Origin of the sequence: Amycolatopsis pittospori, from assembly GCF_013870525.1 — a bacterium.
GTDB lineage: Bacteria > Actinomycetota > Actinomycetes > Mycobacteriales > Pseudonocardiaceae > Amycolatopsis > Amycolatopsis pittospori.
Window position 1 is genome coordinate 100,786 of record NZ_JACBXD010000005.1, and the last position, 24,664, is coordinate 125,449.

26 protein-coding genes are annotated in these 24,664 nt (G+C 68.5%); 23 read left to right on the top strand and 3 right to left on the bottom strand.

The window, feature by feature from the left end:
- Positions 1-67: 67 nt before the first annotated feature.
- The 13 genes from H5J31_RS04360 to H5J31_RS04420 all read left to right on the top strand — a co-directional run bounded on the left by H5J31_RS04360 (position 68) and on the right by H5J31_RS04420 (position 12,040).
- Complete coding sequence (locus H5J31_RS04360; protein ID WP_181771128.1) at positions 68-259, top strand: ferredoxin; 192 nt, start codon at positions 68-70, stop codon at positions 257-259.
- 70 nt (positions 260-329) lie between these two features.
- Positions 330-1,214: a 3-oxoacyl-ACP reductase gene (locus H5J31_RS04365; protein ID WP_181771129.1), complete on the top strand. Its 885-nt coding sequence runs from the start codon at positions 330-332 to the stop codon at positions 1,212-1,214.
- A 16-nt stretch (positions 1,215-1,230) separates the two neighbouring features.
- On the top strand, positions 1,231-1,992 hold the full coding sequence (locus H5J31_RS04370; RefSeq protein WP_181771130.1) for a glucose 1-dehydrogenase: 762 nt from the start codon (positions 1,231-1,233) through the stop codon (positions 1,990-1,992).
- A 144-nt stretch (positions 1,993-2,136) separates the two neighbouring features.
- Positions 2,137-2,922, top strand: coding sequence for an MlaE family ABC transporter permease (locus H5J31_RS04375; RefSeq protein WP_181771131.1), 786 nt, complete (start codon positions 2,137-2,139; stop codon positions 2,920-2,922).
- 1 nt (position 2,923) lies between these two features.
- Complete coding sequence (locus H5J31_RS04380) at positions 2,924-3,772, top strand: MlaE family ABC transporter permease (RefSeq protein ID WP_181771132.1); 849 nt, start codon at positions 2,924-2,926, stop codon at positions 3,770-3,772.
- Complete coding sequence (locus H5J31_RS04385; RefSeq protein WP_181771133.1) at positions 3,769-5,103, top strand: MCE family protein; 1,335 nt, start codon at positions 3,769-3,771, stop codon at positions 5,101-5,103. Before H5J31_RS04380 ends, H5J31_RS04385 begins: the two co-directional genes overlap by 4 nt.
- Before the next feature lie 259 nt (positions 5,104-5,362).
- Positions 5,363-6,400: an MCE family protein gene (locus H5J31_RS04390; protein WP_181771134.1), complete on the top strand. Its 1,038-nt coding sequence runs from the start codon at positions 5,363-5,365 to the stop codon at positions 6,398-6,400.
- Positions 6,397-7,428: an MCE family protein gene (locus H5J31_RS04395; protein ID WP_181771135.1), complete on the top strand. Its 1,032-nt coding sequence runs from the start codon at positions 6,397-6,399 to the stop codon at positions 7,426-7,428. Before H5J31_RS04390 ends, H5J31_RS04395 begins: the two co-directional genes overlap by 4 nt.
- Positions 7,425-8,615 carry an MCE family protein gene (locus tag H5J31_RS04400; protein WP_181771136.1) on the top strand — a complete coding sequence of 397 codons (1,191 nt, stop codon included), beginning with the start codon at positions 7,425-7,427 and terminating at the stop codon, positions 8,613-8,615. Before H5J31_RS04395 ends, H5J31_RS04400 begins: the two co-directional genes overlap by 4 nt.
- Positions 8,612-9,829 carry an MCE family protein gene (locus H5J31_RS04405; protein WP_181771137.1) on the top strand — a complete coding sequence of 406 codons (1,218 nt, stop codon included), beginning with the start codon at positions 8,612-8,614 and terminating at the stop codon, positions 9,827-9,829. The genes H5J31_RS04400 and H5J31_RS04405 overlap by 4 nt, the downstream gene beginning before the upstream one ends.
- The gene (locus H5J31_RS04410; protein ID WP_181771138.1) at positions 9,826-11,061 is read left to right on the top strand and encodes an MCE family protein; all 1,236 of its coding nucleotides are present in this window, start codon (positions 9,826-9,828) and stop codon (positions 11,059-11,061) included. The genes H5J31_RS04405 and H5J31_RS04410 overlap by 4 nt, the downstream gene beginning before the upstream one ends.
- Entirely contained in the window at positions 11,061-11,549 is a 489-nt protein-coding gene (locus H5J31_RS04415; protein ID WP_181771139.1) for a hypothetical protein, read from the top strand. The genes H5J31_RS04410 and H5J31_RS04415 overlap by 1 nt, the downstream gene beginning before the upstream one ends.
- Positions 11,546-12,040, top strand: coding sequence for a hypothetical protein (locus tag H5J31_RS04420; protein WP_181771140.1), 495 nt, complete (start codon positions 11,546-11,548; stop codon positions 12,038-12,040). The genes H5J31_RS04415 and H5J31_RS04420 overlap by 4 nt, the downstream gene beginning before the upstream one ends.
- On the opposite strand, the gene H5J31_RS04425 is transcribed toward H5J31_RS04420, so the two are convergent.
- The gene (locus tag H5J31_RS04425) at positions 12,041-12,556 is read right to left on the bottom strand and encodes a hypothetical protein (protein ID WP_181771141.1); all 516 of its coding nucleotides are present in this window, start codon (positions 12,554-12,556) and stop codon (positions 12,041-12,043) included.
- A 191-nt stretch (positions 12,557-12,747) separates the two neighbouring features.
- On the opposite strand from H5J31_RS04425, the gene H5J31_RS04430 reads away from it, so the two are divergent.
- The 3 genes from H5J31_RS04430 (at position 12,748) to H5J31_RS04440 (ending at position 16,201) form a co-directional block, all read left to right on the top strand.
- Positions 12,748-13,992, top strand: coding sequence for an aminotransferase class I/II-fold pyridoxal phosphate-dependent enzyme (locus H5J31_RS04430; RefSeq protein WP_181771142.1), 1,245 nt, complete (start codon positions 12,748-12,750; stop codon positions 13,990-13,992).
- 87 nt (positions 13,993-14,079) lie between these two features.
- A complete protein-coding gene (locus tag H5J31_RS04435; protein WP_181771143.1) occupies positions 14,080-15,036 on the top strand; it encodes a ferritin-like domain-containing protein in 957 nt (318 codons plus the stop codon).
- A gap of 64 nt (positions 15,037-15,100) precedes the next feature.
- Positions 15,101-16,201 carry an FAD-dependent oxidoreductase gene (locus H5J31_RS04440; protein ID WP_181771144.1) on the top strand — a complete coding sequence of 367 codons (1,101 nt, stop codon included), beginning with the start codon at positions 15,101-15,103 and terminating at the stop codon, positions 16,199-16,201.
- Between the two features lie 92 nt (positions 16,202-16,293).
- Here H5J31_RS04440 and H5J31_RS04445 read toward each other — a convergent pair whose 3' ends face one another.
- Positions 16,294-18,090: an AMP-dependent synthetase/ligase gene (locus H5J31_RS04445; RefSeq protein WP_181771145.1), complete on the bottom strand. Its 1,797-nt coding sequence runs from the start codon at positions 18,088-18,090 to the stop codon at positions 16,294-16,296.
- 126 nt (positions 18,091-18,216) lie between these two features.
- On the opposite strand from H5J31_RS04445, the gene H5J31_RS04450 reads away from it, so the two are divergent.
- The 7 genes from H5J31_RS04450 (at position 18,217) to H5J31_RS04480 (ending at position 23,449) form a co-directional block, all read left to right on the top strand.
- On the top strand, positions 18,217-18,627 hold the full coding sequence (locus tag H5J31_RS04450; protein ID WP_181771146.1) for a polyketide cyclase / dehydrase and lipid transport: 411 nt from the start codon (positions 18,217-18,219) through the stop codon (positions 18,625-18,627).
- A gap of 8 nt (positions 18,628-18,635) precedes the next feature.
- Complete coding sequence (locus tag H5J31_RS04455) at positions 18,636-19,424, top strand: metallophosphoesterase family protein (RefSeq protein ID WP_181771147.1); 789 nt, start codon at positions 18,636-18,638, stop codon at positions 19,422-19,424.
- A 124-nt stretch (positions 19,425-19,548) separates the two neighbouring features.
- On the top strand, positions 19,549-19,992 hold the full coding sequence (locus H5J31_RS04460; RefSeq protein ID WP_181771148.1) for an SRPBCC family protein: 444 nt from the start codon (positions 19,549-19,551) through the stop codon (positions 19,990-19,992).
- Between the two features lie 19 nt (positions 19,993-20,011).
- Entirely contained in the window at positions 20,012-21,154 is a 1,143-nt protein-coding gene (locus H5J31_RS04465) for an ArsA family ATPase (protein WP_181771149.1), read from the top strand.
- Positions 21,151-21,597 carry a hypothetical protein gene (locus tag H5J31_RS04470; RefSeq protein ID WP_181771150.1) on the top strand — a complete coding sequence of 149 codons (447 nt, stop codon included), beginning with the start codon at positions 21,151-21,153 and terminating at the stop codon, positions 21,595-21,597. The genes H5J31_RS04465 and H5J31_RS04470 overlap by 4 nt, the downstream gene beginning before the upstream one ends.
- Before the next feature lie 15 nt (positions 21,598-21,612).
- Positions 21,613-22,572: an ROK family protein gene (locus H5J31_RS04475; protein ID WP_181771199.1), complete on the top strand. Its 960-nt coding sequence runs from the start codon at positions 21,613-21,615 to the stop codon at positions 22,570-22,572.
- A 4-nt stretch (positions 22,573-22,576) separates the two neighbouring features.
- A complete protein-coding gene (locus tag H5J31_RS04480) occupies positions 22,577-23,449 on the top strand; it encodes an NUDIX domain-containing protein (RefSeq protein ID WP_181771151.1) in 873 nt (290 codons plus the stop codon).
- Positions 23,450-23,507: 58 nt separating this feature from the next.
- Here the strand turns inward: H5J31_RS04480 and H5J31_RS04485 are convergent, their stop codons facing one another.
- The gene (locus tag H5J31_RS04485; protein WP_181771152.1) at positions 23,508-24,650 is read right to left on the bottom strand and encodes a glutamate--cysteine ligase; all 1,143 of its coding nucleotides are present in this window, start codon (positions 24,648-24,650) and stop codon (positions 23,508-23,510) included.
- Between the last annotated feature and the right edge of the window lie 14 nt (positions 24,651-24,664).

A 24,664-nucleotide genomic window follows, 5' to 3' on the forward strand; every position in this document is an offset into this window, starting at 1 on the left:
ATAGCCGCTCGCGGCGGTAGGGTAGAACCTGTTCTAGTTGTACCAGGTGTGGCGGCGAGGAGGGAATATGGAGATCGACGTCGACCGCTCGCTCTGCGAGGCGAACGCGATCTGTGTCGGCTTCGCGCCCGAGGTCTTCGATCTCGACGACGAGGAAGAGCTGGTCCTCGCGTCGGCCGAGGTTCCTCAGAATCAAGTAGAACGTGTTTCTCAAGCTGTCGCGAGTTGCCCGAAGAATGCGCTGCTCATACGTGGTTAGCGGTGTTCATCTGGGCCTTGCGTGTAGCGAGAACAGATTCTAGTGTGTCCGAGAGGCAAGGAGGCCCGGAGTGAGTTTGGACGGCAAGACGGCCATCGTGACCGGAGCCGGGGCGGGACTCGGCCGGGCGGAGGCGCTGGCGCTGGCCGCGGCGGGTGCCTCGGTGGTGGTCAACGACGTCTCGGCCGCGGCTCGGACCGTGGCCGACGAGATCGAGGCCGAAGGTGGCAAGGCCTTCGCGGTCACCGGTGACGTGTCGGAATCCGCGACGGCGGACGCGCTGCTCACCGCCGCCGTCGACCATTTCGGCGGCCTGCACATCGTGGTCAACAACGCGGGCGTCCTGCGCGACCGGATGCTGTTCTCGATGTCCGACGACGACTGGGACACCGTGCTCGGCGTCCACCTGCGCGGGCATTTCCTGCTTTCCCGCAACGCCGGGGCGTACTGGCGCGACAAGTCCAAAGTAGACGGCGTGCCGGTGTACGGCCGCGTGGTCAACACCGCGTCGGAGTCGTTCCTGCTCGGCGCCCCCGGTCAGCCGAACTACGGTGCGGCCAAGGCCGGGATCGCCGCGCTGACCGTCTCCACCGCGCGCGGCCTTTCCCGCTACGGCGTCCGCGCCAACGCGATCTGCCCACGCGCCCGCACCGCGATGACCGAGGCCGTCTTCGGAGCCGACGCACCGGAGGGGCTCGACCCGCTCTCGGTCGACCATGTCGCGCCGTTCGTGTCCTTCCTCTGCGGACCCGAGTCCGACCGGATCAACGGCCAGGTGTTCCTCGTCTACGGCGGGATGGTCGCGCTCATGCGGCCGCCGTCGGTGGAACAGCGGTTCGACACCGTCAACGGCACCTGGACCACCGACGAACTCGTCGGATGCGTGGGCGGCTACTTCGCCGACCGCGACCCGGAACGCATGTTCTCCGCGTCCGAAATCATGTCGCTGCCATGACCGAGGAGATGATGTAGTGGGCAGGCTCGATGGCAAGGTCGCCCTGATCACCGGCGGTGCCCGGGGTCAGGGTGAGGCGGCCGCTCGGCTGTTCGTCGCCGAGGGCGCGCGTGTGGTGATCGCCGACATCAACGACCTCGACGGCAAGAAACTCGCCGCCGACCTCGGCGAATCGGCCGTCTACCAGCATCTCGACGTCGGTGACGAGGCCGAATGGGATGCCGCGATCGAACGCGCCCAGAGCGAGTTCGGACCGCCGACCGTGCTGGTCAACAACGCCGGCATCCTGCATTTCTCGGAACTGGGCAAGACGACGCTGGCCGACTACGAACGCGTCATCCGGGTCAATCAGATCGGGACGTTTCTCGGGATGCGTTCGGTCGTTGAACCGATGACCGGGGCCGGAGGCGGCTCGGTCGTGAACGTGTCCTCTGTGGAAGGACTCGCCGGGATGCCTTTCCTCGTCGCCTACACCGCGAGCAAGTTCGCGATCCGCGGCATGACCAAGGTCGCGGCGCTCGAACTCGGCGCGAAGAACATCCGGGTCAATTCGGTCCATCCCGGCGCGATCGACACGCCGATGGTCGCCGCCGCGGCGGGCGGGCAGAAAGTCGACATGTCGTGGGTCGGCAAGAAGGTCGCCCTGGGCCGGGTCGGGCAGCCGGAGGACATCGCCAAACTCGTGTTGTTCCTGGCCAGTGACGAGAGTTCGTACTGCACGGGCGCGGAGTTCGTCGCCGACGGCGGCGCCACCGCGACGCACGCACTCAAGTTTTGATCGGGCGCGAAGCGCCTCCGTTGAGGGTGGCGGCGGGGGCATGGATGGATTGAGGCGGAGGTGCCGAGAGCAGAGTGAACACCGCTAACGCAATGGGGCGTCGGCGGGTGGAGTAAGACTCGGGGCAAAGGACTGGGAGGTTCTGTGGGAGCGACGGCGTCTGCCCCGGGAATCGGTGCGCTCACACAGGTCGGCAGGCTCGCGACCTTGTCGTGGGAGGTCCTGCGCGCGATCTTCAAGCGTCCGTTCCAATTCCGCGAATGGATCCAGCAGTGCTGGTTCTTCGCCAGCGTCACCATCCTGCCGACGGCATTGGTCGCGATCCCGTTCGGCGCGGTCATCGCACTGCAACTGGGTTCGCTGACCCAGCAGATCGGCGCGCAGTCGTTCACCGGCGCGGCCAGCGCGCTCGCGATCGTGCAGCAGGCGAGCCCGCTGATCACCGCGTTGCTGGTGGCGGGCGCGGGCGGCAGCGCGGTCTGCGCCGACATCGGCGCCCGCAAGATCCGCGAAGAGATCGACGCGATGGAGGTGCTCGGGGTCAACCCGATCCAGCGCCTGATCGTGCCCCGCGTACTCGCCGCGATCGTGGTTTCGGTGCTGCTGAACGGTTTGGTCAGCGTCGTCGGTGTGCTCGGCGGCTACTTCTTCAACGTCGTCATGCAGGGCGGGACCCCGGGCGCGTACCTCGCCAGCTTCAACGCGCTCGCGCAGGTGCCGGACCTGTGGATCAGCGAGATCAAGGCGCTCCTCTACGGCTTCGTCGCCGGGGTGGTCGCGGCGTTCCGCGGGCTGAACCCGGCGGGCGGGCCGAAGGGCGTCGGCGACGCGGTGAACCAGGCCGTGGTCATCACGTTCCTGCTGCTGTTCCTGATCAACGTCGTGCTGACCGCGATCTACCTGCGGATCGTGCCACCGAAGGCGATGTGAAATGGCCGCCGAACCCGCTGTCACGGACCGGACTCTCGAGATCATCGCGCGCCCCGGCGCGATGCTGGAGGGATTCGGGCGGCAGCTGTCCTTCTACTTCCGGGCGCTGGCCTGGACTCCGCGCACGATCCGGCGCTACGGCCGGGAGGTCTTCCGCCTGCTGACCGAAGTCAGCTTCGGCACCGGCGCGCTCGCGGTGATCGGCGGGACGCTCGGCGTGATGATCGGGATGACGCTGTTCACCGGGCTCATCGTCGGCCTGCAGGGCTATTCCGCGCTCAACCAGCTCGGCACCGCCGCGCTGACCGGGTTCATCTCCGCCTACTTCAACACCCGCGAGGTCGCGCCGCTTTCGGCCGGGCTCGCGCTCTCGGCCACCGTCGGCTGCGGGTTCACCGCGCAACTGGGCGCCATGCGGATCTCGGAGGAGATCGACGCGCTCGAAGTGATGGGCGTGCCGAGCATGCCGTACCTCGTGACGACGCGGGTGATCGCCGGCGTCACCGCGGTCATCCCGCTCTACGCCGTCGGCCTGCTCTCGTCCTACCTGGCCTCACGGCAGATCACCATCTGGCTCTACGGCCAGTCCGCCGGCACCTACGACCATTACTTCACGCTGTTCCTGCCGCCCGAAGACGTGCTGTGGTCGTTCCTCAAGGTGATCATCTTCAGCGTGCTCGTCATCCTTTCCCATTGCTATTACGGCTACACCGCCAGCGGCGGGCCCGCCGGGGTCGGCGTCGCCGTCGGCCGTGCCGTGCGGACGGCGATCGTGCTCATCTCGGTGCTCGACTTCTTCCTGAGCCTCGCGATCTGGGGCGCCACGACGACGGTGAGGATTTCCGGTTGAACAGGGGGATACTGCTGCAGCGGCTCCGGCACCAGGTGCTGGGCCTGATCTTCCTCGTGGTCGTCGTGCTGTTCTTCGTCACCACGATCGCCTTCTACGAGAAGGTGTTCACCTCGGTGACCCTGGTGAAGCTGGAGACCGACCGCATCGGCAACCAGATGCGCGAGGGCGCGGACGTCAAGGTGCGCGGGATGGTCGTCGGCGAGGTACGGGGAATCCAGGCCCACGGCGACCACGCGACGATGGAACTCGCGCTGCAGCCGGACAAGACCAAGGTCATCCCGTCCAACGTGTCCGCGCGGCTGCTGCCGAAGACGTTGTTCGGCGAACGCTATGTCGCTTTGCAGATCCCGGAGAAGCCGGAGCGGCACATCGGTGAAGGCGACGTCATCCCGCAGGACCGCAGCAGCAGCGCGATCGAGCTGGAAACCGTGCTCGGCAACGTGATGCCGCTGCTGCAGGCCGTGCAGCCGGAGAAGATGGCGAGCACCCTGAACGCGGTCGCGTCCGCTTTGGATGGTCAGGGCAAGGAACTCGGCTCGACACTGGCGGGGCTTTCGGACTATCTGGGGAAAGTGAACCCGTCACTGCCCGACCTCAAGGCCGACATCTCCGGGGTGGCGAACGCCGCCGCGATCTACGACAAGGCCGCGCCGGATCTGCTGGCGGCGTTGTCGGATCTGACCACCACGAGCAGGACACTGGTGGAGAGCCAGCGCGGTCTCGCCGACGTCTACTCGACGGTGACCGCGGCCTCGATCGACCTGACGAGTTTCCTGAAGGTGAATCAGGACAACCTGATCCGCCTCACCACCAACCTGCGGCCCACGCTCGACGTGCTGGCGAAGTACGCGCCCGAGTACCCGTGCCTGCTCAAGCAACTGGCCGGTTCGGTGCCGCGCGCGGAACTCGCGTTCGGAAAGGGCACCGCGCATCCCGAGGTCAGCCGTGTGACGATCGAGTTCACGCCGAGCCGCGGCAAGTACCTCCCCGGCGTCGATGAGCCGAAGTACAACGACAAACGCGGCCCCCGGTGTTACCCCGAGGTGCCGCCACCCGGCCGCTGGCCGCAATACCCGCCCGACGGCGCGATCGACGACGGCTCTTCGAAACCCGCGCCGCCGCGTGATCCCGACGGCACGCTGCCTTCGAAGGGGACCGTGCCCTCGGGCGGGAGTGCGGGCGGCTCGGTGGTGAACACGCCGGACGAACAGCGGCTGATCGACCTGCTCGTGTCGCCGGCCCTGGGCACGACCCCGGACCAGGTGCCGAACTGGGGCAGCCTGCTGGTCGGGCCGCTGTACCGCGGCGCGGAGGTGGAACTCCGATGAGCTGGGAGCGGAAAGTGCGGCGGGCGGCGAACCTGCGGACACGTGTGGGTCGGGTTGGTCGTGAGTGGCGATTCGGGTTAGAACCCGAATCGCCACTCACGACCCCCTGTACCGACGCCTCAGGCCGCTCGACCGCGGGGCCGACGTTGCGAAAGCCACTTTCGCAACCTTCAACGTTGCGAAAGTGGCTTTCGCAACACGCTCGGCTCGGCGCTGGAGCAGCCGGAGTCGCTGGATCGGCGAGCGAGGTGGGGCTCAGGTGAGGTCCTTCGTCCCGGATCTGGTCAAGATCCTCATCTTCGCCGTCGTCACCGTCCTCCTGACGGCGGTCCTGGGCGCCACCATCGCGAACACGAACTTCGGCGAGACGTCCGGCTACGTCGCCAAGTTCACCGACGCGTCCGGGCTCAAGGAGGGCGATGACGTCCGCATCGTCGGCGTGAAGGTCGGGCAGGTCGGCCGGATCGAGGTCGAGGAGGGCGAACGGAACTTCGCCCAGGTCCACTTCGACGTCCAGACCACGCACCGGCTGCCGGCGTCGGTGACCGCGACCATCAAGTACCGCAACCTGGTCGGGCAACGGTATCTCTCGCTCGGCACGGACATCGGTGACGAGAAGTCGTTGCCGCAGGGCGGGATCATCCCCCCGGAGCGCACCAAACCGGCGCTGAACCTGACGGTGCTCTTCAACGGTTTCAAACCGCTGTTCCGCGCGCTGAATCCCGAGGACGTCAACAAACTGTCCTACGAGATCATCCAGGTGTTCCAGGGCGAGGGCGGCACGATCACCAGCCTGCTCGCGCACACCGCGTCGGTCACGTCGGCGATCGCGGGCAAGGACAAGATCATCGGCGACGTCATCGCGAACCTCAACACCGTGCTCGGCACGGTCGAGAAGCGTTCGCCGCAGCTGGGCGAGCTGATCGACCAGACCCAGCGGCTGGTCACCGGGTTGTCCGAGCAGCGGCGGCCGATCGGGGAGGCGGTCCAGGCGCTGGGCGATCTCACGGTCGCCACGACGGGGCTGCTCGCGGACGCGCGGCCCGCGCTCAAGGACGACGTCGTGCAGCTCGGCGCGCTGTCGCAGAACCTCGGCGATTCGGAACAGCTGATCGACCATCTCCTGCAGGTGCTGCCGGGCAACCTGCAGAAGTTCACCAGAACCCTGAGCTACGGCAGCTGGTTCAACTACTACCTGTGCGGGATCTCCGGCAGCATCGGCATCAAATCGCTCAACATCGAACTGCCGATCACGCCGCTGCCCGGCACGCAGCGACCGGAGAGGTGCGGGCCGTGAAGCCGCTCAAGCAACGCAACCAGGCCGCGGTGGGCGGGGTGACGCTCATCCTCATCGTCCTGATCACGGCGACGACGTACTTCTCCGACAAGATCCCGCTCTTCGGCAGCGGGACGACGTACTCGGCGTACTTCGGCGAATCGGCCGGCTTGGCTCCGGACAACGAGGTCCAGATCGCCGGGGTCAAGGTCGGCCAGGTCAGCTCGGTCGAGCTGGCGGGCAAGAAGGTACTGGTGAAGTTCCGGGTGAAGGACGTCCGGGTCGGCGACGCCACCGCGGCGTCGATCGAGATCAAGACGCTGCTGGGGGAGAAGTTCCTGGCGCTGACGCCGAAAGGCAAGGCGAGCCAGGACCCGAACGCCACCATCGGGCTGGACCGCACGCGGACGCCGTTCGAACTGCAGGACGCCTTCCAGCAGCTGTCCGGGACGGTCGGCGACATCGACACCGCGCAGCTGGCGACGAGTTTCACCGTGCTGTCCGACGCGCTCAAGGACAGCCCGCAGTACCTGAAGGACGCGCTCAGCGGCCTTTCTTCCTTGTCCAAGACGGTTTCCTCGCGTGACGGCGACCTGAAGACGTTGCTGTCCAACACGAGCAAGGTGTCCAAGACGCTGTCCGACCGCAACGCCCAGCTGAAACGGATCCTCGACGACGGCAATCTGCTGCTCGCCGAACTGCAGAACCGGAAGGACGCGATCAGCGCCTTGCTCAAGGGCACCCAGCAGGTTTCGGCGCAGTTGTCCGGACTGGTCGCCGACAACCGGCAGACGATGAAACCGACGCTGGAGAAGCTCGGCAAGGTCACCGATGTGCTGCAGCGCAACCAGGACAACCTCAGCCGCAGCCTTCAGCTGATGGCGCCGTTCGCCCGGGTCGGCGCGAACGCGACCGGGAACGGGCGCTGGTTCGAGGGTTACCTGTGCGGGCTGCTGCCGCCGACGATCATCGCGGGCGCCTTCCAGGTCAACCCGGAGGGCTGCACGCCGCCGATCGCCGCGCCGAACCAGGGAGTGGGGGGACGATGACCATCCACACACGCACCGGCCGCACGGTCTACACGTGGGTCGCGTTCGCCTGCGTCCTCGTGCTGATCCTGACCGCGGGCCTCTGGCTGGTGTTCAAAGAACCCGGCGGGACGCGGATCAGCGCGTACTTCGGCAAGACCGTCGGGCTCTACGCCGGCTCCTCGGTGCGGGTGCTCGGGGTGAAGGTCGGCGAGATCACCGGCGTCACGCCGCAGGGTGAGGCGGTCCGGGTCGACATGCGGATCGACGACGACACGCCGATCCCGGCGGACGCGGGCGCCGTCGTCGTCTCGCCGAGCCTGGTCAGTGACCGGTATGTGCAGCTGACCCCGGCCTACGAGAGTGGTCCCGAGATGGCCACGGACGCGGTGATCGCCAAGGAGAAGACGGCGACCCCGGCCGAACTCGACGATCTCTACACGAGTCTCGACAAGCTCTCGACGAGCCTAGGACCCAACGGCGCCAACAAGAACGGCGCACTGTCCGACGTACTCGACACGGCCGCGGCGAACCTCGACGGGAACGGGAAGAACCTCAACACCACCGTGACCCGGCTGTCCGAACTGGCCAAGACGCTGGACGGCTCCAAGGACGATCTGTTCAGCACGGTGCAGAACCTGAACTCCTTCACCTCCGCGCTGGCCGACAGCGACAAGCAGCTCAACGAGTTCTACCGGCGGGCCGCCGACGTCAGCGGGTTCCTGGCCGCCGATTCCGCCGACGTCGGCGCCGCGCTGAGTTCACTCGCGACGGCGATGGGCGACGTCGAGAAGTTCGTCGCGGAGAACAAGGACCTGCTCTCGTCCAATGTGGACAAGCTGGCCGGGCTGACCAAGGTGCTCGTGGACCAGCGCGCCTCGCTCGCCGAGGTGATCGACATCGCGCCGACCGGGGCGACGAACTTCATCAACTCCTACGACGCGGCGTCCGGCACGATCGCGGTACGGGACAACCTGAACGAGCTGACCCATCCGCCGATCCTGACCGTCTGCCGGCTGATCAGCGCGGGCACGCCGAAGCCGATCCCGGACACGCTGGGCGGCATCTGCAAGAAACTCGCGCCCGTCCTCGACGGCACGCTGAAGCTGCCGTCGATACCGCAGGTGCTGGCCTCACTGCAGAGCGGCGAACTGCCGCCGCTGCCGCTCCCGCTGGTCGACGTCCTCACCAAGGGAGTCCCGAAATGAGGCAGCGGCAGAAGATCGCGGGAGTGATGGCGGGCGTCCTCGTGCTGGCCGGGTGCAGTGACGGCGGGTTTTCCGGGCTGTACAACACCCCGCTGCCGGGTGGAGCGGGTCTCGGTGATCACCCGTTCCGGCTCACGGCGCAGTTCTCCGACGTCCTCGACCTCGTGCCGCAGGCGAGTGTGAAGGTCAACGACGTCCCGGTCGGCCGGGTCGAGAAGATCGACCTCGCTTCGGACACGCGCTCCGCATGGGTCGCCATGGTCGTCAACGGCGACATCGCGCTCCCCGCGAACGCGCGCGCCGAACTACGCCAGTCGAGCCTGCTGGGGGAGAAGTTCGTCGACCTGCACGCGCCGTCCGACGGCAAGCCCGAAGGGACCCTCGCCGAGGGGGCGAAGATCCCGCTGGACCGGACGAACCGCAATCCCGAGGTCGAAGAGGTCCTCGGCGCGCTTTCCCTGCTGCTCAACGGTGGCGGCGTCGAGCAGATCCAGAAGATCAGCCACGAACTCAACGACGCGCTCACCGGCAACGAGACCGAGGTCCGTGCCCTGTTGTCCAATGTGGACAAGCTCGCCACCGAACTCGACGGGCACAAGGGTGAGATCCTGCGGGCCATCGACGGTCTCGACAAGCTGTCCAAAACCCTGGTCGGGCAGACGCAGAACCTGACGAACGCGCTCGACCACCTCTCGCCGGGGCTCAAGGTCGTGACCGAACAACGGGATCAGCTCGTCGGCATGCTGCAGGCGCTGAACACGCTGTCCGGGGTCGCGACCGACACCATCGACGCCAGCCGGGAAAGCCTGGTCGCGAACCTCCGCGCGCTGCAGCCGACGCTGAAGAAGCTGACCGAGGCGGGCCAGGACCTGCCGACGGCGCTGCGGATCCTGCTCACGTACCCCTTCCCGGACTACGCGGGCAACGTGATCAAGGGTGACTACGCCAACGTGGAAGCCAAGATCGACCTGAACCTGGACACGCTCCTGGAGAACATGAACAACTCCTCGCAGCCGATCATCCAGCTGCCCGGCGCGAACGGGACCGGCGCGCCGGGCGCGATCCCGTTCTCCGGCGGCGCCGCGCCGCCGGTGCTGCCGCTGCCCACCGGTGATCTCCCGCAGGCACCCCAGGCCCCGCAGGGGCAGAGCGGCGACGTCCTCGGTGGCGTGCTCGGCGGGATCCTCGGGCCGATCCTGGGAGGTGGCCGGTGATCACGCGCAAGACCAAGATCCAGATGGCGGTGTTCCTCGTCATCGCGGTGGTGTCGGTCGTCTACGCGGGCGGCAAATACGCCGGGCTGGACCGCCTTTTCGGCACCCGTGGCTACCTCGTCACCGCCCAACTCGTGGACTCGGGCGGGATCTTCGTCAACGCCGAGGTGTCCTATCGCGGGGTCGCGGTCGGCAAGGTCAAGTCGATGACGCTCACCGACCAGGGCGTCGACCTCGGCCTGGACATCGATTCGGGCGCGCCGAAGATCCCGGCGGACACCAAGGCCGCGGTCGCGAACCGGTCGGCGGTGGGGGAGCAGTACGTCGATCTGCTGCCCATGCACGAAAACGGGCCGTACCTGGCGGAGGGGTCGGTCATCGAACGCGACAAGACCTCGATCCCGCTCGCGCCGGACACCGTCCTGTCCAATCTGGACTCCCTGGTGTCGAGTGTGCGGCCGGAGTCGCTGAAGACCGTCGTCGACGAGACCTACGAGGCCTTCGCGAACGCCGGCCCGGATCTGCGGCAACTGCTCGACAGCACCGGTTCCCTCACCGCGACGGCGACGCAGTACCTGCCCGACACCCAAGGACTGCTGGCCAGTTCGCGGACGGTGCTGGACACGCAGCAGCGGCAGGCGGACAACATCACCAGGTTCTCCAGCGGGCTCAAGACGATCGCCGCGCAGCTGAAGACGTCCGATCCGGATCTGCGGCGCGTGATCGACGAGGCGCCGAAGCTGAGCCGCCAGATCAGCGACGTGCTCGCGGTGTCGGGGACCGACCTCGGTGTGCTGTTCGCGAACACGCTCACCACCGCCCAGATCACTTCGGCCCGGACGGACGCGATCGAGGAACTGCTCGTCGCGTACCCGATCATCTCGGCGTTCTCGCGGTCGACGTCGCCGGACGGCACGGGCCACCTCGGCGTCGTGTTCAACTTCTTCGACCCGGTCTCGTGCACCAAGGGCTACGAGGGCACGAAACAGCGTCCCGCGAACGACCTCACCGAAGCGCCGGTGAACATGCAGGCGTACTGCGCCGAGCCGCCAGGAAGCCCCACAGGCGTGCGAGGCTCCCAGAACGCCCCGTACGCCGGGAAGCCGCCGACGGTCCCGGAGCGGCCGAAGCAGACCCCGCAGGCGGCGGAATCCGCGCAGCTGCCCGGGGTACTGAGCCTGCTCACCGGATCCGGGCCTGGTGGACTGGGCGCGTTGCTGGGCGGCAAGTAGTGCTCACCCGTGCTCTCGCTGTTTTCGCCGCCGTGGCGGTCCTCGCGGCCGCCTGGTCCGGCTGGTCGTGGTGGAGTGCCGCGGGGGACGACGGCCTGGCCCGCGGCCGTGAGCGGGAAGCCGTCCTCGCGGCCGCGTCCGGGCAGCTCGAAATGCTCAACACGATCGACTACCGCAGCGGCGCCCAGGACGTCGACCGCTGGCTCGGCGTCACCACCGGAAGGCTCGGCAAGGACCTCGCCGGCGACCGGAAGGTCCAGATCGACCGGGCGAACACGAGCAAGACGGTCGCGACGGCGAAGCTGAAGCAGGCCGCCGTCACCGAACTCGACGCCGTCGCCGGGACAGCACGGCTGATGGCGGTGCTGGACGTGAAGGTCAGCACCGGCGGCGGGTCGGCTACGCCCAAGGTGAGCAGGCTGACCGTGGACTACCAGCGCGTCGAGGACGGCTGGAAGGTCAGCGCGGTGCAGGCGGCGGGCTCGTGAACGCGCGGACACCGCGGATCCTGACCGCGATCATCGTCCTGGCCGTCGGCTGCGCGGTGTGGTTCGGGCTGGAGGCGGCGTCGCTGGGTTCGGACGGCAACGCGGCCATGGTGGACCAGTCCGCCACCGCCGAGGTCGCCGACCAGGTCGGCGCCGGGGTGAAGGCGGTCTTCTCCTACGACTACAGCAACCTCGCGCGGACCGAACGGGCCGCGGCCGACGTCCTCGTCGGCGAGGCCACCGGGCAGTACCGGGATCAGTTCGCTTCGGCGCGGAAGCGGGCCGAGGAGCAGAAACTGGTCCGCACGACGACCGTCCGCTCGCTCGGCGTCCGGTCGTTGCGCGGGGAACAGGCCGAGGTGCTGTTGTTCCTCGACCAGCAGACGCTCACCGCGGGCGGCGGCGCGCCGCAGTCGTCGGTCTCCCAGCTTTCGGTCACCGCGCAGCGAATCGACGGCCGCTGGAAGATCTCGCGACTCACCGCCTTGTGATCACGAGAGCCGTTTCATGTTCGCCGAGCTGATGGCCCCGCCGGAAACGGTGTAGGAGCCGGAGAAAGTGCGCAGCGAACCATCGGTCTGCCGGGCCGAAAGATCGACGTACACCGTGTTCCCTCTCACGCTCGTCACGGTGAGAGCGACCCAGGAAGTCGTCGCGTATCCCTTGGCGTAGGAGGCGAGAGTGCCGCCTTTGGCGAGCTTTTGTCCACCGAGGTTCCACGCGGTGGAGAAATCACCCCGGTTGATCGCCTCGTAGTAGGCGATCACCGTCTGGGCCGCCGAAACCGAGGGCACCGGCGCGGGGGCGGGATAGATCGTCTGCGTGGTCGGAGGTGCGGCGTAAATCGTTTGCGGCGGGACCGCGACCACCGGTGGCTGTACCACGATCGTGGTCGGAGGAGCGGCCACCGCGACCACGGGCGTCGCCGTACCCTGATTCGGGGTCGCGCACGCCGCCAGTGTGCCCGCGGCCATTAGCGTCATCGCCGCCCAGTTCTTCGCTCTCATTGCCAAGCCCCTCGTTTCTCACCTTTTCGTTCGTATTACCGAGAATGCGGGAAACGGGGTGTCGGCCACTAGAGGATTAGGCCTCGTTACGAATTCTGTAAAACGCACCGCAACCGTTATGGGATCTTGTGCGCGGCGGGCGTTGGGCACCCTCGTCTCACGCCGAATCCCCGCCGGGTTTAGCGTTAGGCATGACCACTGCACCTGTCGATGTCGAGAGCGCCCGCCGCGACTACGCGGCCCTCGTCGACCGTGGCCTCTCCCTGGACATCACCCGCGGCAAGCCGTCCCCCCGGCAGCTGGACCTCGCCGACGGGCTGCTCGCCCTCCCCGGAGACGTGCGCAAGGCCGAGGACGGCACGGACGTCCGCAACTACGGCGGCCTGAAGGGCCTGCCCGAGCTCCGCCGCATCTTCGCCGGGCCTCTGCAGGTCCCGGCCGAGCAGCTGCTGGCCGCGGGCAACTCCAGCCTGGAGCTCATGCACGACTCGATCGTGCAGGCCTTCCTCAGCAAGCTCCCGGGCGCCGAGCGCCGCTGGGCCGACGAGGCGACCGTCAAGTTCCTGTGCCCGGTGCCGGGCTACGACCGCCACTTCGCGCTGGCCGAGCGCTTCGGCATCGAGCTGATCCAGGTGCCGCTCACCGAGACCGGCCCCGACATGGACGTCGTCGAGCGTCTCGTCGCCGAGGACGCCTCGGTCAAGGGCATCTGGTGCGTGCCGAAGTACAGCAACCCGACCGGTGTCACCTACAGCGACGACACCGTGCGCCGCCTGGCCACGATGACCACGGCCGCCCCGGACTTCCGGATCTTCTGGGACAACGCCTACGCCGTGCACCACCTCACCGACGTCGAAGCGCCGCTGGCCGACCTGTTCGCGCTGGCGGGCGAGGCGGGCAACGCCGACCGCGTGTTCGTCTTCGGCTCGACCTCGAAGGTGACCTACGCCGGTGGCGGCGTCGGCTTCTTCGGCGCGTCCGAGGCCAACCTGGCCTGGTGGACCGGCCTGATCGGCAAGCGGACCATCGGCCCGGACAAGGTCAACCAGCTCCGCCACGCGCAGTTCCTCCGCGACGAGGACGGCGTCCGGGACCACATGCGCAAGCACGCCGAGCTCATCGGCCCGAAGTTCGCGGCCGTCGACGAGATCCTCACCAAGGAACTGGGCGACTCCGGCCTCGCGTCCTGGACGAAGCCGACCGGCGGGTACTTCATCTCGCTGACCGTGCCGTCCGGGACCGCCAAGGAGGTCGTGCGGCTGGCCAAGGAGGCGGGCATCGCCCTGACGCCCGCCGGCGCGACGCACCCGTACGGCGACGACCCCGAGGACGCCGTCATCCGCATCGCCCCGACGTACCCTGAGCCGGCCGAGGTCGAAGAAGCGATCCGCGGTCTCGCGGTCTGCGTTCGCCTTGCGGCGGCGACGAAGAAATAAGTTCGAGATCTTTTCCAATCCGGGTCACGGGTGGTTCCGAACGTCCGAGTGGGTGGGTGTGCACCGCAAAGACGAGAGGAACCACTCGTGTTCGGAAAGCCGTTCGTTCGTACCCTGATTTCGCGCAGTGCCGAGAACCGCACGGATCGTCGCCGGTTCTTGAAGGCCGCCGGCGCGGCGGGGCTCGGTGTCGTCGGCGCGACCTACCTCGGGGTCCAGGCCACTTCGTCCGCCTCGGCCACCGGTGACGCGGCCGCCGAAGCCGCCGAAGCGGGTGCCCCCAGTGACGCGGCCGTGCTCAACTTCGCGCTCAACCTCGAATACCTCGAGGCCGAGTTCTATTCGTTCGCCGTCCACGGGCATGGGCTGCCGGACGACATCACCGGCGGCGTCGGCACCCAGGGCGGGGTGCTCGGCGGCAAGAAGGTGATGTTCCACGACAAGGCGCTGCACCAGTTCGCGAAAGAGATCGCGGGCGACGAGATCGCGCACGTCAAGTTCCTGCGCGGGGCCCTGGGCGAGGCCACCGTGTCGCGGCCCGAGATCGACCTCAAGGACAGCTTCACCGCCGCCGCCCGCGCGGCCGGGCTGATCAGCGAATACCAGCAGTTCGACCCGTTCGGCAGCGAGAAGAACTTCCTGCTCGCGGCGTTCCTGTTCGAGGACGTCGGCGTGACGGCCTACAAGGGCGCCGCCCCGCTGATCACCAACAAGACGTTCCTCGACGCGGCCGCCGGGATCCTGGCCGCCGAGGCGTACCACGCCGCCAACATCCGGACGTCGCTGTTCGAACGGGACCTCGGCGACGCCGCGGCGAAGATCTCCAACGCCCGCGACGCCCTCGACGGTCCCGGTGACGACGACCAGGGCATCGTGCTCGGCAACCAGGCCAACATCGTGCCCACCGACAACAACGGCATCTGCTTCGGCCGCAGCGCCGACCGGGTGCTGAACGTCGTCTACCTGAACCCGGGCCCGGTGAAGGAGGGCGGGTTCTTCCCCAAGGGTGTGAACGGCGACATCGTCGCCAGCGGCGGCGCGTGACCCTGCTGTCGTGTCGCCGTTTCCCCGGTACCGTCGGGTGACGGCGACACGACAGGGGGTTGCGGTGAAGGCTGTGATCATCGGCGGCGGCATCTCGGGCACGGTGACCGCGATGGCGTTGAAACGGGCGGGGATCGAAGCGAGCGTCCACGAGGCCCATCCGACGGGCGGCGAGGACGCGGGCGCCTTCCTGACGATCATGCACAACGGCATGGACGCCCTGCGCGCGATCGGCGCCGACGGGCCGGTGGTCGAGAACTCCTTCGCCGCCGACGGCCTGGAACTCGTCACGCCGGACGGGCGGACCGTCGAGCGGCGTTCGTTCGATCTGGACGGTCTCGCCGGCCCGAGGACCCTGACCCGCGCGTCGCTTTATCTTGCGCTGCAAGAGGAAGCGATCTCGCGCGGGATCACCTTCGAGCGCGGGAAGCGGCTGGTTTCGGCCACCTCCGGGACCGCGCTGTTCGAAGACGGGACCTCCGCGGAGGGCGACATCCTGATCGGTGCCGACGGTCTGCACTCGATCGTCCGGAACCTCATCGACCCCTCATGCCCGCCGCCGCGCTCGACGGGCCTGGACGTCGTCTACGGCTACACGACCGACACGAGCGTCCCGCAGGCGCCGTCCCTCTATCGGATGGTCCAGAGCCTGCACGCCTTCTTCGGCTACACGAGCACGCCCGACGGCACGACCTACTGGTTCGCGCGTCTCCCCACGGCCGAAGGCGTTCGAAGTGGTCTTTCGGCCGAAGAGTGGCGCTCGACGGCTTTCGCGGCTTTCGACGGGGAACCGTTGCCTGCCGCGGAGATCATCCACTCGACCGGCGACGAGGTCTTCGGCGGTCACTCCTACGACGTCCCCTCGACGCCGGTGTGGTCCGACTCCACGATGGTGCTCGTCGGAGACGCGGCGCACGCGGCCTCGCCCGCCGCCGGGCAGGGAGCGTCGATGGCGCTTGAAGACAGTGTCGTACTGGCACAGTGCCTGCGGGATCTTCCTGATGCCCCAACCGCTTTCGCGGCCTACGAGCGGCTTCGGCGGGCGCGGGTGGAGAAGCTGGTGGCGAGCAGCGCCGCGGTGTCCTCGGGAACGACGTCCGACAGGGACCGGAACTGGCTCTATCGGCACCACATCGAATGGGACGCGAAGATCAGCGCGAGTTGATGCCGCCCGCGACCAACGGTCCGTGAAGGCCTCCTTACCTACCCTGAGGGTAGTGAAGGAGGCCTTCACGGACTTTCAAGACCAGCAGCAAGCTACTTCTTGTACAGGGCTTCGATGTCGGTCGCGTAGTTCTTGTTCACGATGTTGCGCTTCAGCTTGAGGCTCGGCGTGATTTCGCCGCCGGCCTCGGTGAAGTCCTTCGAGAGGATCGTGAACTTCTTGATCGCCTCGGCCTGCGACACCGCGCTGTTGGCCTGGTCGACGGCCTGCTGGACCTCTGCGCGCAGTTCCGCGTCGGCGGCCAGGTCCGACACGGTGGCGTCGGCGGGCTTGTTGTGCTGGGACTTCCAGGACGGGAAGTACTCCTCGTCGATGGTGATCAGCGCGCCGATGAACGGCCGCTGGTCGCCGACGACCATCGCCTGGCTGATCAGCGGGCTGGCCTTGATGGTGTCTTCGAGGCCGGACGGGGCGACGTTCTTGCCGCCCGCGGTCACGATGATCTCCTTCTTGCGCCCGGTGATCTTGAGGAAGCCGTCGCTGTCGAGCTCGCCGAGGTCGCCGGTGTGGAACCAGCCGTCCTCCAGCGCTTCGGCGGTCGCCTCGGGGTTGTTGAAGTAGCCCCCGAAGACGACGTCGCCCTTCAGCAGGATCTCGCCGTCGTCGGCGATCCGGACCGAGGTGCCGGCGACGGGCCGTCCGACGGTGCCGACGCGGAATCCGGTCTGGGTGCCCACGCAGGCCGCCGCGGACGTCTCGGTGAGGCCGTAGCCCTCGAACACCGGGACGCCGATGCCGCGGAAGAAGTGCGCCAGCCGCACGCCCAGCGGGGCACCGCCGGACACGGCCGCGACACACCGGCCGCCGAGTGCCGCGCGCAGCTTGCTGAAGACGAGCTTGTCGAACAGCGCGTGCTTGACCTTCAGGCCCAGCCCGGCGCCGCCGGTGTCCTGGGCCTGGCTGTAGGCGACGGCGGTGGCTTCGGCGGCGTCGAAGATCTTGCCCTTGCCGTCGCCGTGGGCCTTCTGCTTCGCGCTGTTGTAGACCTTCTCGAACACGCGCGGCACGGCGACGACGAACGTCGGCCGGAAGGTGCCGAGGTCGGCGACGAGGTTCTTGACGTCGGAGGTGTGCCCGAGGGTCACGCGCGCGCTGAGCGCGGTCACCGCGATGGCGCGGGCGAGGACGTGCGCGAGCGGCAGGAACACCAGCAGCGAGTTGCCCTGCTCCATCAGCTGCGGGAACGCGGCGATGTCGGCGCGGATCTCGGCCAGGAGGTTCCGGTGGGTCAGCTCGACGCCCTTGGGGCGGCCGGTCGTGCCCGAGGTGTACACGATCGTGGCGAGATCGCCCGCCTTCACCGAACGGCGGCGCTCGTGCAGGTCGTCGTCGCTCAGTTCGGCGCCCTGGGCGGTGAGGTCGTCGACGGCGGGCTTGGCGGCCTCGATCTGCCAGGTGTGTTCGAGCCTGTCGAGGCGTCCCTTGACGCTGTCCAGCGTCGCGAGGTGCTCGTCGGTCTCGACGAACACGGCCTTCGCCTCGGAGTCCGAGAGGATCCAGTGGACCTGCTCGGCCGAGGACGTGTCGTAGATCGGGACGGTGACCGCGCCGGCGGCCCAGATCGCGAAATCGATCAGGGTCCATTCGTAGCGGGTCTTCGACATGAGCCCGATCCGGTCGCCCGGAGCGATGCCCGCCTGGGCCATTCCCTTGGCCACGGCGAGAACCTGAGCGGCGAAGTCCTTCGCGGTGACGTCCAACCAGGTACCGTCGACCTGGCGTCGGAAACTCACGACATCGGAGAACCGCTCGGCGTTCGCCCAGACGACGTCCGCGAGGTTCTCGTCGTCGGTCACCGGATTGGCGGCGGGGGCGCTGTATTCGCGCACGAGGAACCTCCGTGTTCGCGTGCAAGTGGTGTGACCGGTGTTACCCGCCAGTCAACTTAGCGTGCCGTGCACCTTAAGACCATGCTGACGAATCGGCCATACCGAGGGCATGACATTCTGCCGCGTGTGAACCAGGCGCCGCCAGCTCTCGACATCGTCGACGAGACCTTCCTCGTGGTCCCGCCGTCCACCGTGGCCGCCGCCTTCGCCGATCCGCGATCTTGGTCACGTTACTGGCCGGACCTCGTTCTCGAGGTCTACACCGACCGTGGCGACCAAGGATTGCGCTGGACCGTGCGCGGAGCCTTGATCGGTACCATGGAGGTCTGGCTCGAGCCGGTGCTCGACGGCACCTTGCTGCACTACTTCCTGCGCGCCACCCCCGCCGGTCCCGACGGGGAGCCGATCGGCCTGGCACCGCGGGATCTGCGCCGCGAGTTCGACCGCCGTGCCCGCGCCGCCAAGGCGATCGCGCTCGGGCTCAAAGAGGTCCTGGAGGACGGGCGCGAACCCGGGGTCGGTCCCCGGAGCGAGTAGGGGAGAGCATGCGGGTTCACGTGGTGTCGGACGTGCACGGAAACGCCGACGCGCTCAAACGCGCGGGCGATGGCGCCGACGCGCTGATCGTGCTGGGCGACCTGCTGGACTTCGTCGACTATCGCGAGCACGACAAGGGCATCATGGGCGCGCTGTTCGGCGCCGAGAAGGTCGGCGAGTTCGCGCGGCTGCGGCGGGAGGGCACTCGTGATGAGACCGTTGCCTTCTCGCGATCGTTGTGGGCCACTTTGGCCGATCCGGCGGCCGCCGTCGGCGAGGCGATCCTCGACCAGTACTCGATCCTGTTCGGCGCCCTCACCGCGCCGACGTTCGCGACGCCCGGCAACGTCGACGACCCTTCGCTGTGGCCCGAGTTCGCCGGCGACGGCATCCGGGTCCTCGACGGCGAGGTCGCCGAATTCGGCGGACTGCGGTTCGGGTTCATCGGTGGCGCGCTGCTGCCGCCGAACGTGGTCCCGCGCCGCAACGGCTTCTGGCGGCCGTATCTGCGCACCCGCGAGGAGTACGACGTCGCGGTGAGCGCGTTGGAGAACGTCGACGTCCTGTGCACGCACATCCCGCCGGCGATCCCGGAACTGACCTACGACGTGATCGCGCGCCGGTCCGAGATCGGGTCGACGGCGCTGGTGGACCTCATCCGCGAGCAGCGGCCCCGGTGGTCGGTCTTCGGGCACGTCCACCAGCCGCTGACCGCGCGGACCAGGCTCGGCAGGACCGAATGCCGTAACGTCGGTCACTTCAAAGAGACGGCGCAGCCGTACGTACTGCGCTGGTGACCCTCGGCTCGCCTTACGCCGATCGGCGGCCTGCCTCCTCGAATCCGAGCCTTCGGCGAAAGAAACGCGCGCGTGTGGTCACCCGCCCGTCCAGGAACCGCACGACACGCTCTAGGCTTCACTCATGGCCGAGCAGTCCACGCAATCCATCGAGGTCGACGCCGAGCCCGAGCGGGTCATGGCCGTCATCGCCGACTTTCCCGCGTACCCGGAATGGGCCAAGGCCGTCCGGGAGACCGAGGTGCTCGGCGAGGACGACAAGGGCCTAGCCAAGCAGGTGAAGCTCACCCTCGACGCCGGACCGATCAAGGACGTCTACACCCTCGAGTACGACTGGGATGCCGACGGCCAGGGCGTCAGCTGGCACCTGGTCAAGGGGCAGATGCAGAAGGCCCAGAACGGTCGTTACGCGCTCGAAGATCTGGGCGGTGGCCGTACCAAGGTGACGTATACGCTGTCCGTCGAGCTGGCGCTGCCGATGATCGGGCTGCTGCGCCGCAAGGCCGAGAAGATGGTCATGGACACCGCGCTCAAGGAGCTCAAGAAGCGCGCCGAAGCGTCCTCCTGACGCCAGTCGAAGGGTAGGCATGCGGATCCTGCTGTTCACCGGCAAGGGGGGTGTCGGCAAGACCACGCTGGCCGCGGCGACGGCCGCCGCGCTGGCCGGGCGGGGCAGGAAGACGCTCGTGGTCTCGACCGATCCCGCGCATTCCCTCGGTGACGCCTTCGGCCGCGCGCTCGGCGCCGAACCGTCCGAAGTGGACGAGCTCTTGCACGCCGCCCAGATCGACACCCGCGGCCTCGTCGACAGCACCTGGCGCGAACTCCGGGCCGAGCTGCAGACCGCGCTCGCCGGGGCGGGTCTCGACTCGCTCGACGCCGAAGAGCTGACCGTGGTGCCCGGCGTCGACGAACTGCTCGCCCTCACCGAGGTCCAGCGCCTCGCCGAACACGGTCCCTGGGAGACGGTCGTCGTCGACTGCGGCCCGACCGCGGAGACCCTTCGCCTGCTGGCGCTGCCGGAAGCGGTCTCGGGATACCTGACGCGGATGTTCAAACCGGGGGCGAGGCGGACGGCGGCCGCGGTGCGGCGGCTCGGCGCGCATCTGGAATCGCTGCGCACCCTGCTCACCGATCCGTCGACGACGACCGTGCGGCTCGTGCTGACCCCGGAACGCGTCGTCGTCGCCGAGGCCCGCCGCACACTCAGTTCCCTGGCCCTGCGCGGAATCCTGGTCGACGGCCTGATCGTCAACCGGCTGATGCCCGCGCCCGGTTTCTGGCGTGGTGCCGCGGCCTCCTGGATGCGGACCCGGCGTACCCAGCAGAACGCCGTCCTCGCCGAACTCGCCGGCGCCGGTTTCGGGCCCGGGCAGGTTAAGCCCGTCGAGCATCGCGCCATCGAGCCGGTCGGGCTGGAGGCGTTGCAGGAAATCGCGTACGAGCTCTATCAGGGCCTGGATCCCTTGGCCGGAAACGAAAAGGGTGTCACCCCGCTGCTGCAGGTGTCCGAATCGGACACCGGGTACCTCCTGCGGATCGCGGTGCCGCTGCACCGGGATTCCGAAGTGGACCTGGCCAGAGTGGACGATGATCTCGCCGTCACCGTGGACGGTTTCCGGCGGCTGATCGCGCTGCCGGAGATGTTGCGCCCGTGCCGGATCACCGGTGCGGAATCCGACGCGCACGGCCTGGTCGTGAGCCTGGCCGGGAACCGGGGACCCGGGTGACCGAGCACCGCGAACACAGCGAAGACAGGGAACAAGCGAAGGCCGACGGCCTGAGCCTGGCCGAAGAGATCCGGCTGCTGGTGGAACTGGTCGTCGAACACGCCGCGCCGTGGCTGGAGAGCCTCATCTCCGCCGGGCACGGCTGCACCGAACACGAGTCCGGCGGGGACACCGGCTGGTGCCCGTTGTGCGCCATCGTCGAGGTGTTCCGAGGCGAGCGGCCCGAGTTCGTGGCCCGTCTGATGGACCAGGCCGCGCAGCTCGTCGCGCTGCTGCGGGCGGTGCTCGCGGACCGCTGGGAACCCGAGGGCGGGGTGCATATGCCGGGCTTCCAACCTGCGCGGAAGGAGCCCGCGCGGGAAGATTCGCCGGTGGGAGCTTCGCGGGTCCAGCACATCACGGTGACCCGGCGCGACGCTTGGCAGCCGGACCGGGAGAACTGAGTGCTGACGGTAGGGGTGGACGTCGGGGGCACGAGTGTGCGCGCCGGCGTGGTGGACGAGCACGGCTCGCTGATGGACACCGCCAGGGTCGGAACCCCCGGCGAGGAGAACGCGCTCGAAGACGCCATCGCCGGCGTCGTCGAAGACCTTCGCAACCGGCATGACGTCTCCGGTGTCGGGCTCGCTGTCGCCGGCTTCGTCGCCAAGGACCGGCGCACGGTGATGTTCGCGCCGCATCTGTCCTGGCGGAACGCGCCGGTCGCCGAGCGCATCGAGAAACGCGTCGGCCTGCCGGTGACGCTGGAGCACGACGCGAACGCCGCCGCGGTCGGCGAGTTCCGCTTCGGAGCCGCGCGAGGGGCGCACGTCGCCGCGCTGATCGCCCTCGGCACCGGGATCGGCGCGGGTCTGCTGCTCGACGGCAAGATCTACCGCGGCGCGCACGGCGTCGCACCGGAACTCGGGCATCTGACCGTCGTCCCCGGCGGACGGGCCTGCCCGTGCGGGAAGTACGGCTGCTGGGAGCGCTACTGCAGCGGGACGGCGCTGGCCGCGACGGCCGTCGAACTGCTCGCGCGGCACCCCGGCCGCTCGACCGTCCTGGCCCGTGAGACCAGGGGAGACCCCGGCTCGGTGACCGGGCGGCGCGTCGCCGGAGCCGCCCGCGACGGCGACCCGATCGCCCAGCGCGCGATGACCGAACTCGCGAAATGGCTGGCCGAAGGGCTGGCGCTGGTCGCCGACGTCTTCGACCCCGAGATCATCGTGATCGGCGGTGGCGTGTCCGAATCCGCCCCGCTGTTCCTCGACGAGGCCCGCGAGCACTACGCGGGCAAGATCACCGGCGCCGGGCACCGGCCGCTGGCCCGCATCCGCACCGCGCACCACGGGGACGACACCGCCATCGTCGGCGCGGCGGCGCTGGCCGTCGACGCGGCGAAGGCTCCCGGCGCCGAGGTCGGTGTGACAGGCTGAAGCCGTGACCCGTCAAGACGGCAACGGCTTCGTGAAATGCGAGTTCGGGCATCTTCACTGGGGTCTGAACGGTGCCGCCGGGCTCCTGCTGTCCGATCCCGGACGCGGTGTCCTCTTGCAGCGCCGGGCCTGGTGGGTGCACCACGGACGCACCTGGGCACTGCCCGGGGGAGCGGTCGAGGCGGGGGAGACCCCGCGTGACGCGGCCACCCGCGAAGCGCACGAAGAGGCCGACGTCCCGCCCGCCCGGGTCCGGCCGTTGTCGGCGTCGCGTGTGGATCACGGGAATTGGCGTTACACCACGATCCTGGCCGCGCCGATCGGCACGCTTTCGGCCAGGGTGAAGAACGCGGAGAGCGCGGAACTGCGGTGGGTCAGCCCGGCCGAGGTCGCGGATTTCCGGCTGCACCGCGACTTCGCGGTGGCATGGCCGGGATTGAGGGAACACTTGGATCGCAGGCTGGTACTGGTGGTCGACGGCGCGAACGTCGTCGGATCGCGGCCCGACGGCTGGTGGCGCGACCGGCGCGGGGCCGCGGAACGGTTGCGGGACAAGCTCGCGGTGCTCGCCGAGACCGGGTTCGCCGATCCGGCGTTGCCCGGGGGCGGGGAATGGTCGTGGTGGCCGAAGGTCGTGCTGGTCGTCGAGGGCAAGGCGCGGGGTGTCGAGCCGGTGCCCGGTGTCGAGGTCGTCGACGCCGAGTCCGACGGGGACTCCCAGATCGTCGCCGTCGCCCGGGCCGCCCGGGCCGAGAGCCCGGACGACCACGTCGTCGTGGTGACCGCCGATCGCGAACTCCGGTCCCGCGTCGAGGCCCTGGGCGCCTCCGCCTTCGGCCCCGGCACCCTCCTGGCCCACCTCGACCCCCGCGTTTAGTCCTCTGAATGCGGTAGTTGCGCGTGCAAGGACCGCATTCAGAGGACTGAACGCGGCATTAGGGGCGCGCGATCGTCCCGTCCCGCATCTCGGCGATGAGTGAAGCGACGACGGCGCGAAGGCTCCCGTTGTACTGCTTCGCGACAGCGCGCTGACGCAGGTAGCTGGGCCCGTACCGCAGGATCGTCTCCACGCCCCGCAGTTCCTCGGCGCAGTCCAGCCGCCGGGCCACCGGTTCGAGCCGGTCCAGCAGGTCGAGGGTGTCCTCGGTGACGGGGCGTTCGTTTCCGGCCGCGTCGAGGATGATGATCGCGTCGATGCCGTAGCGCGCGGCGCGCCACTTGTTCTCCTGGACGTGCCACGGCGGCAGGGTCGGCAGGATCTCGCCGTCGTCGAGGCGTGCGCTGAAGTCGTCGACCAGGCATTGCGTCAGCGCCGAGATCGCGCCGACCTCCTCCAGCGTCGGCAACCCGTCGCACACCCGCATCTCGATCGTGCCGAAATGCGGGGCCGGCCGGATGTCCCAGCGGATCTCGGAGAAGTGGTCGATCACCCCGGTGGTGAACATGTCGTCGACGTAGCTCTCCAGTTCCTCCCACTTCCGGAACTGGAACGGCAGCCCGGCCGTCGGCAACTGCTGGAACATCAGCGCGCGGTTCGACGCGTACCCGGTGTCCTCCGCGCCCCAGTACGGCGAAGACGCCGAAAGCGCCTGAAGGTGCGGCGCGTAGTTGAGCAGCGCGTCCAGCACGGGCAGCGCCTTGTCTCGGTGGTCCAGCCCGACGTGCACGTGGACGCCGTAGATCAGCATCTGCCGCCCCCACCACTGGGTGCGGTCGATGAGCTTCGCGTAGCGCTCCTTGTCGGTGACCTTCTGCTGGTACCAGGTCGAGAACGGATGCGAACCGGCCGAGAACAGCTCCACGCCCAGCGGGTCGAGCACCGAGTGCACGACGTCCAGCGACTCGTTCAGATCGGCCTTGACCTCGGCGATCGTGTCGCAGATCCCGCTGATCACCTCGATGGTGTTGAGCAGCAGTTCCTGCTTGATCTTGGGGTGCTCCTCCTCGCCGTCGGGACGGACCGCGTCGAGCACCTGCTCCGCGACCGAGGACAGTTCACCGGTCCGCCGGTCGACGAGCGCGAGCTCCCATTCCGCGCCGACCGTCGACCGGCGCGAGGGAGTGAAGTCGATCTTCATGGTCGGAATTGTCC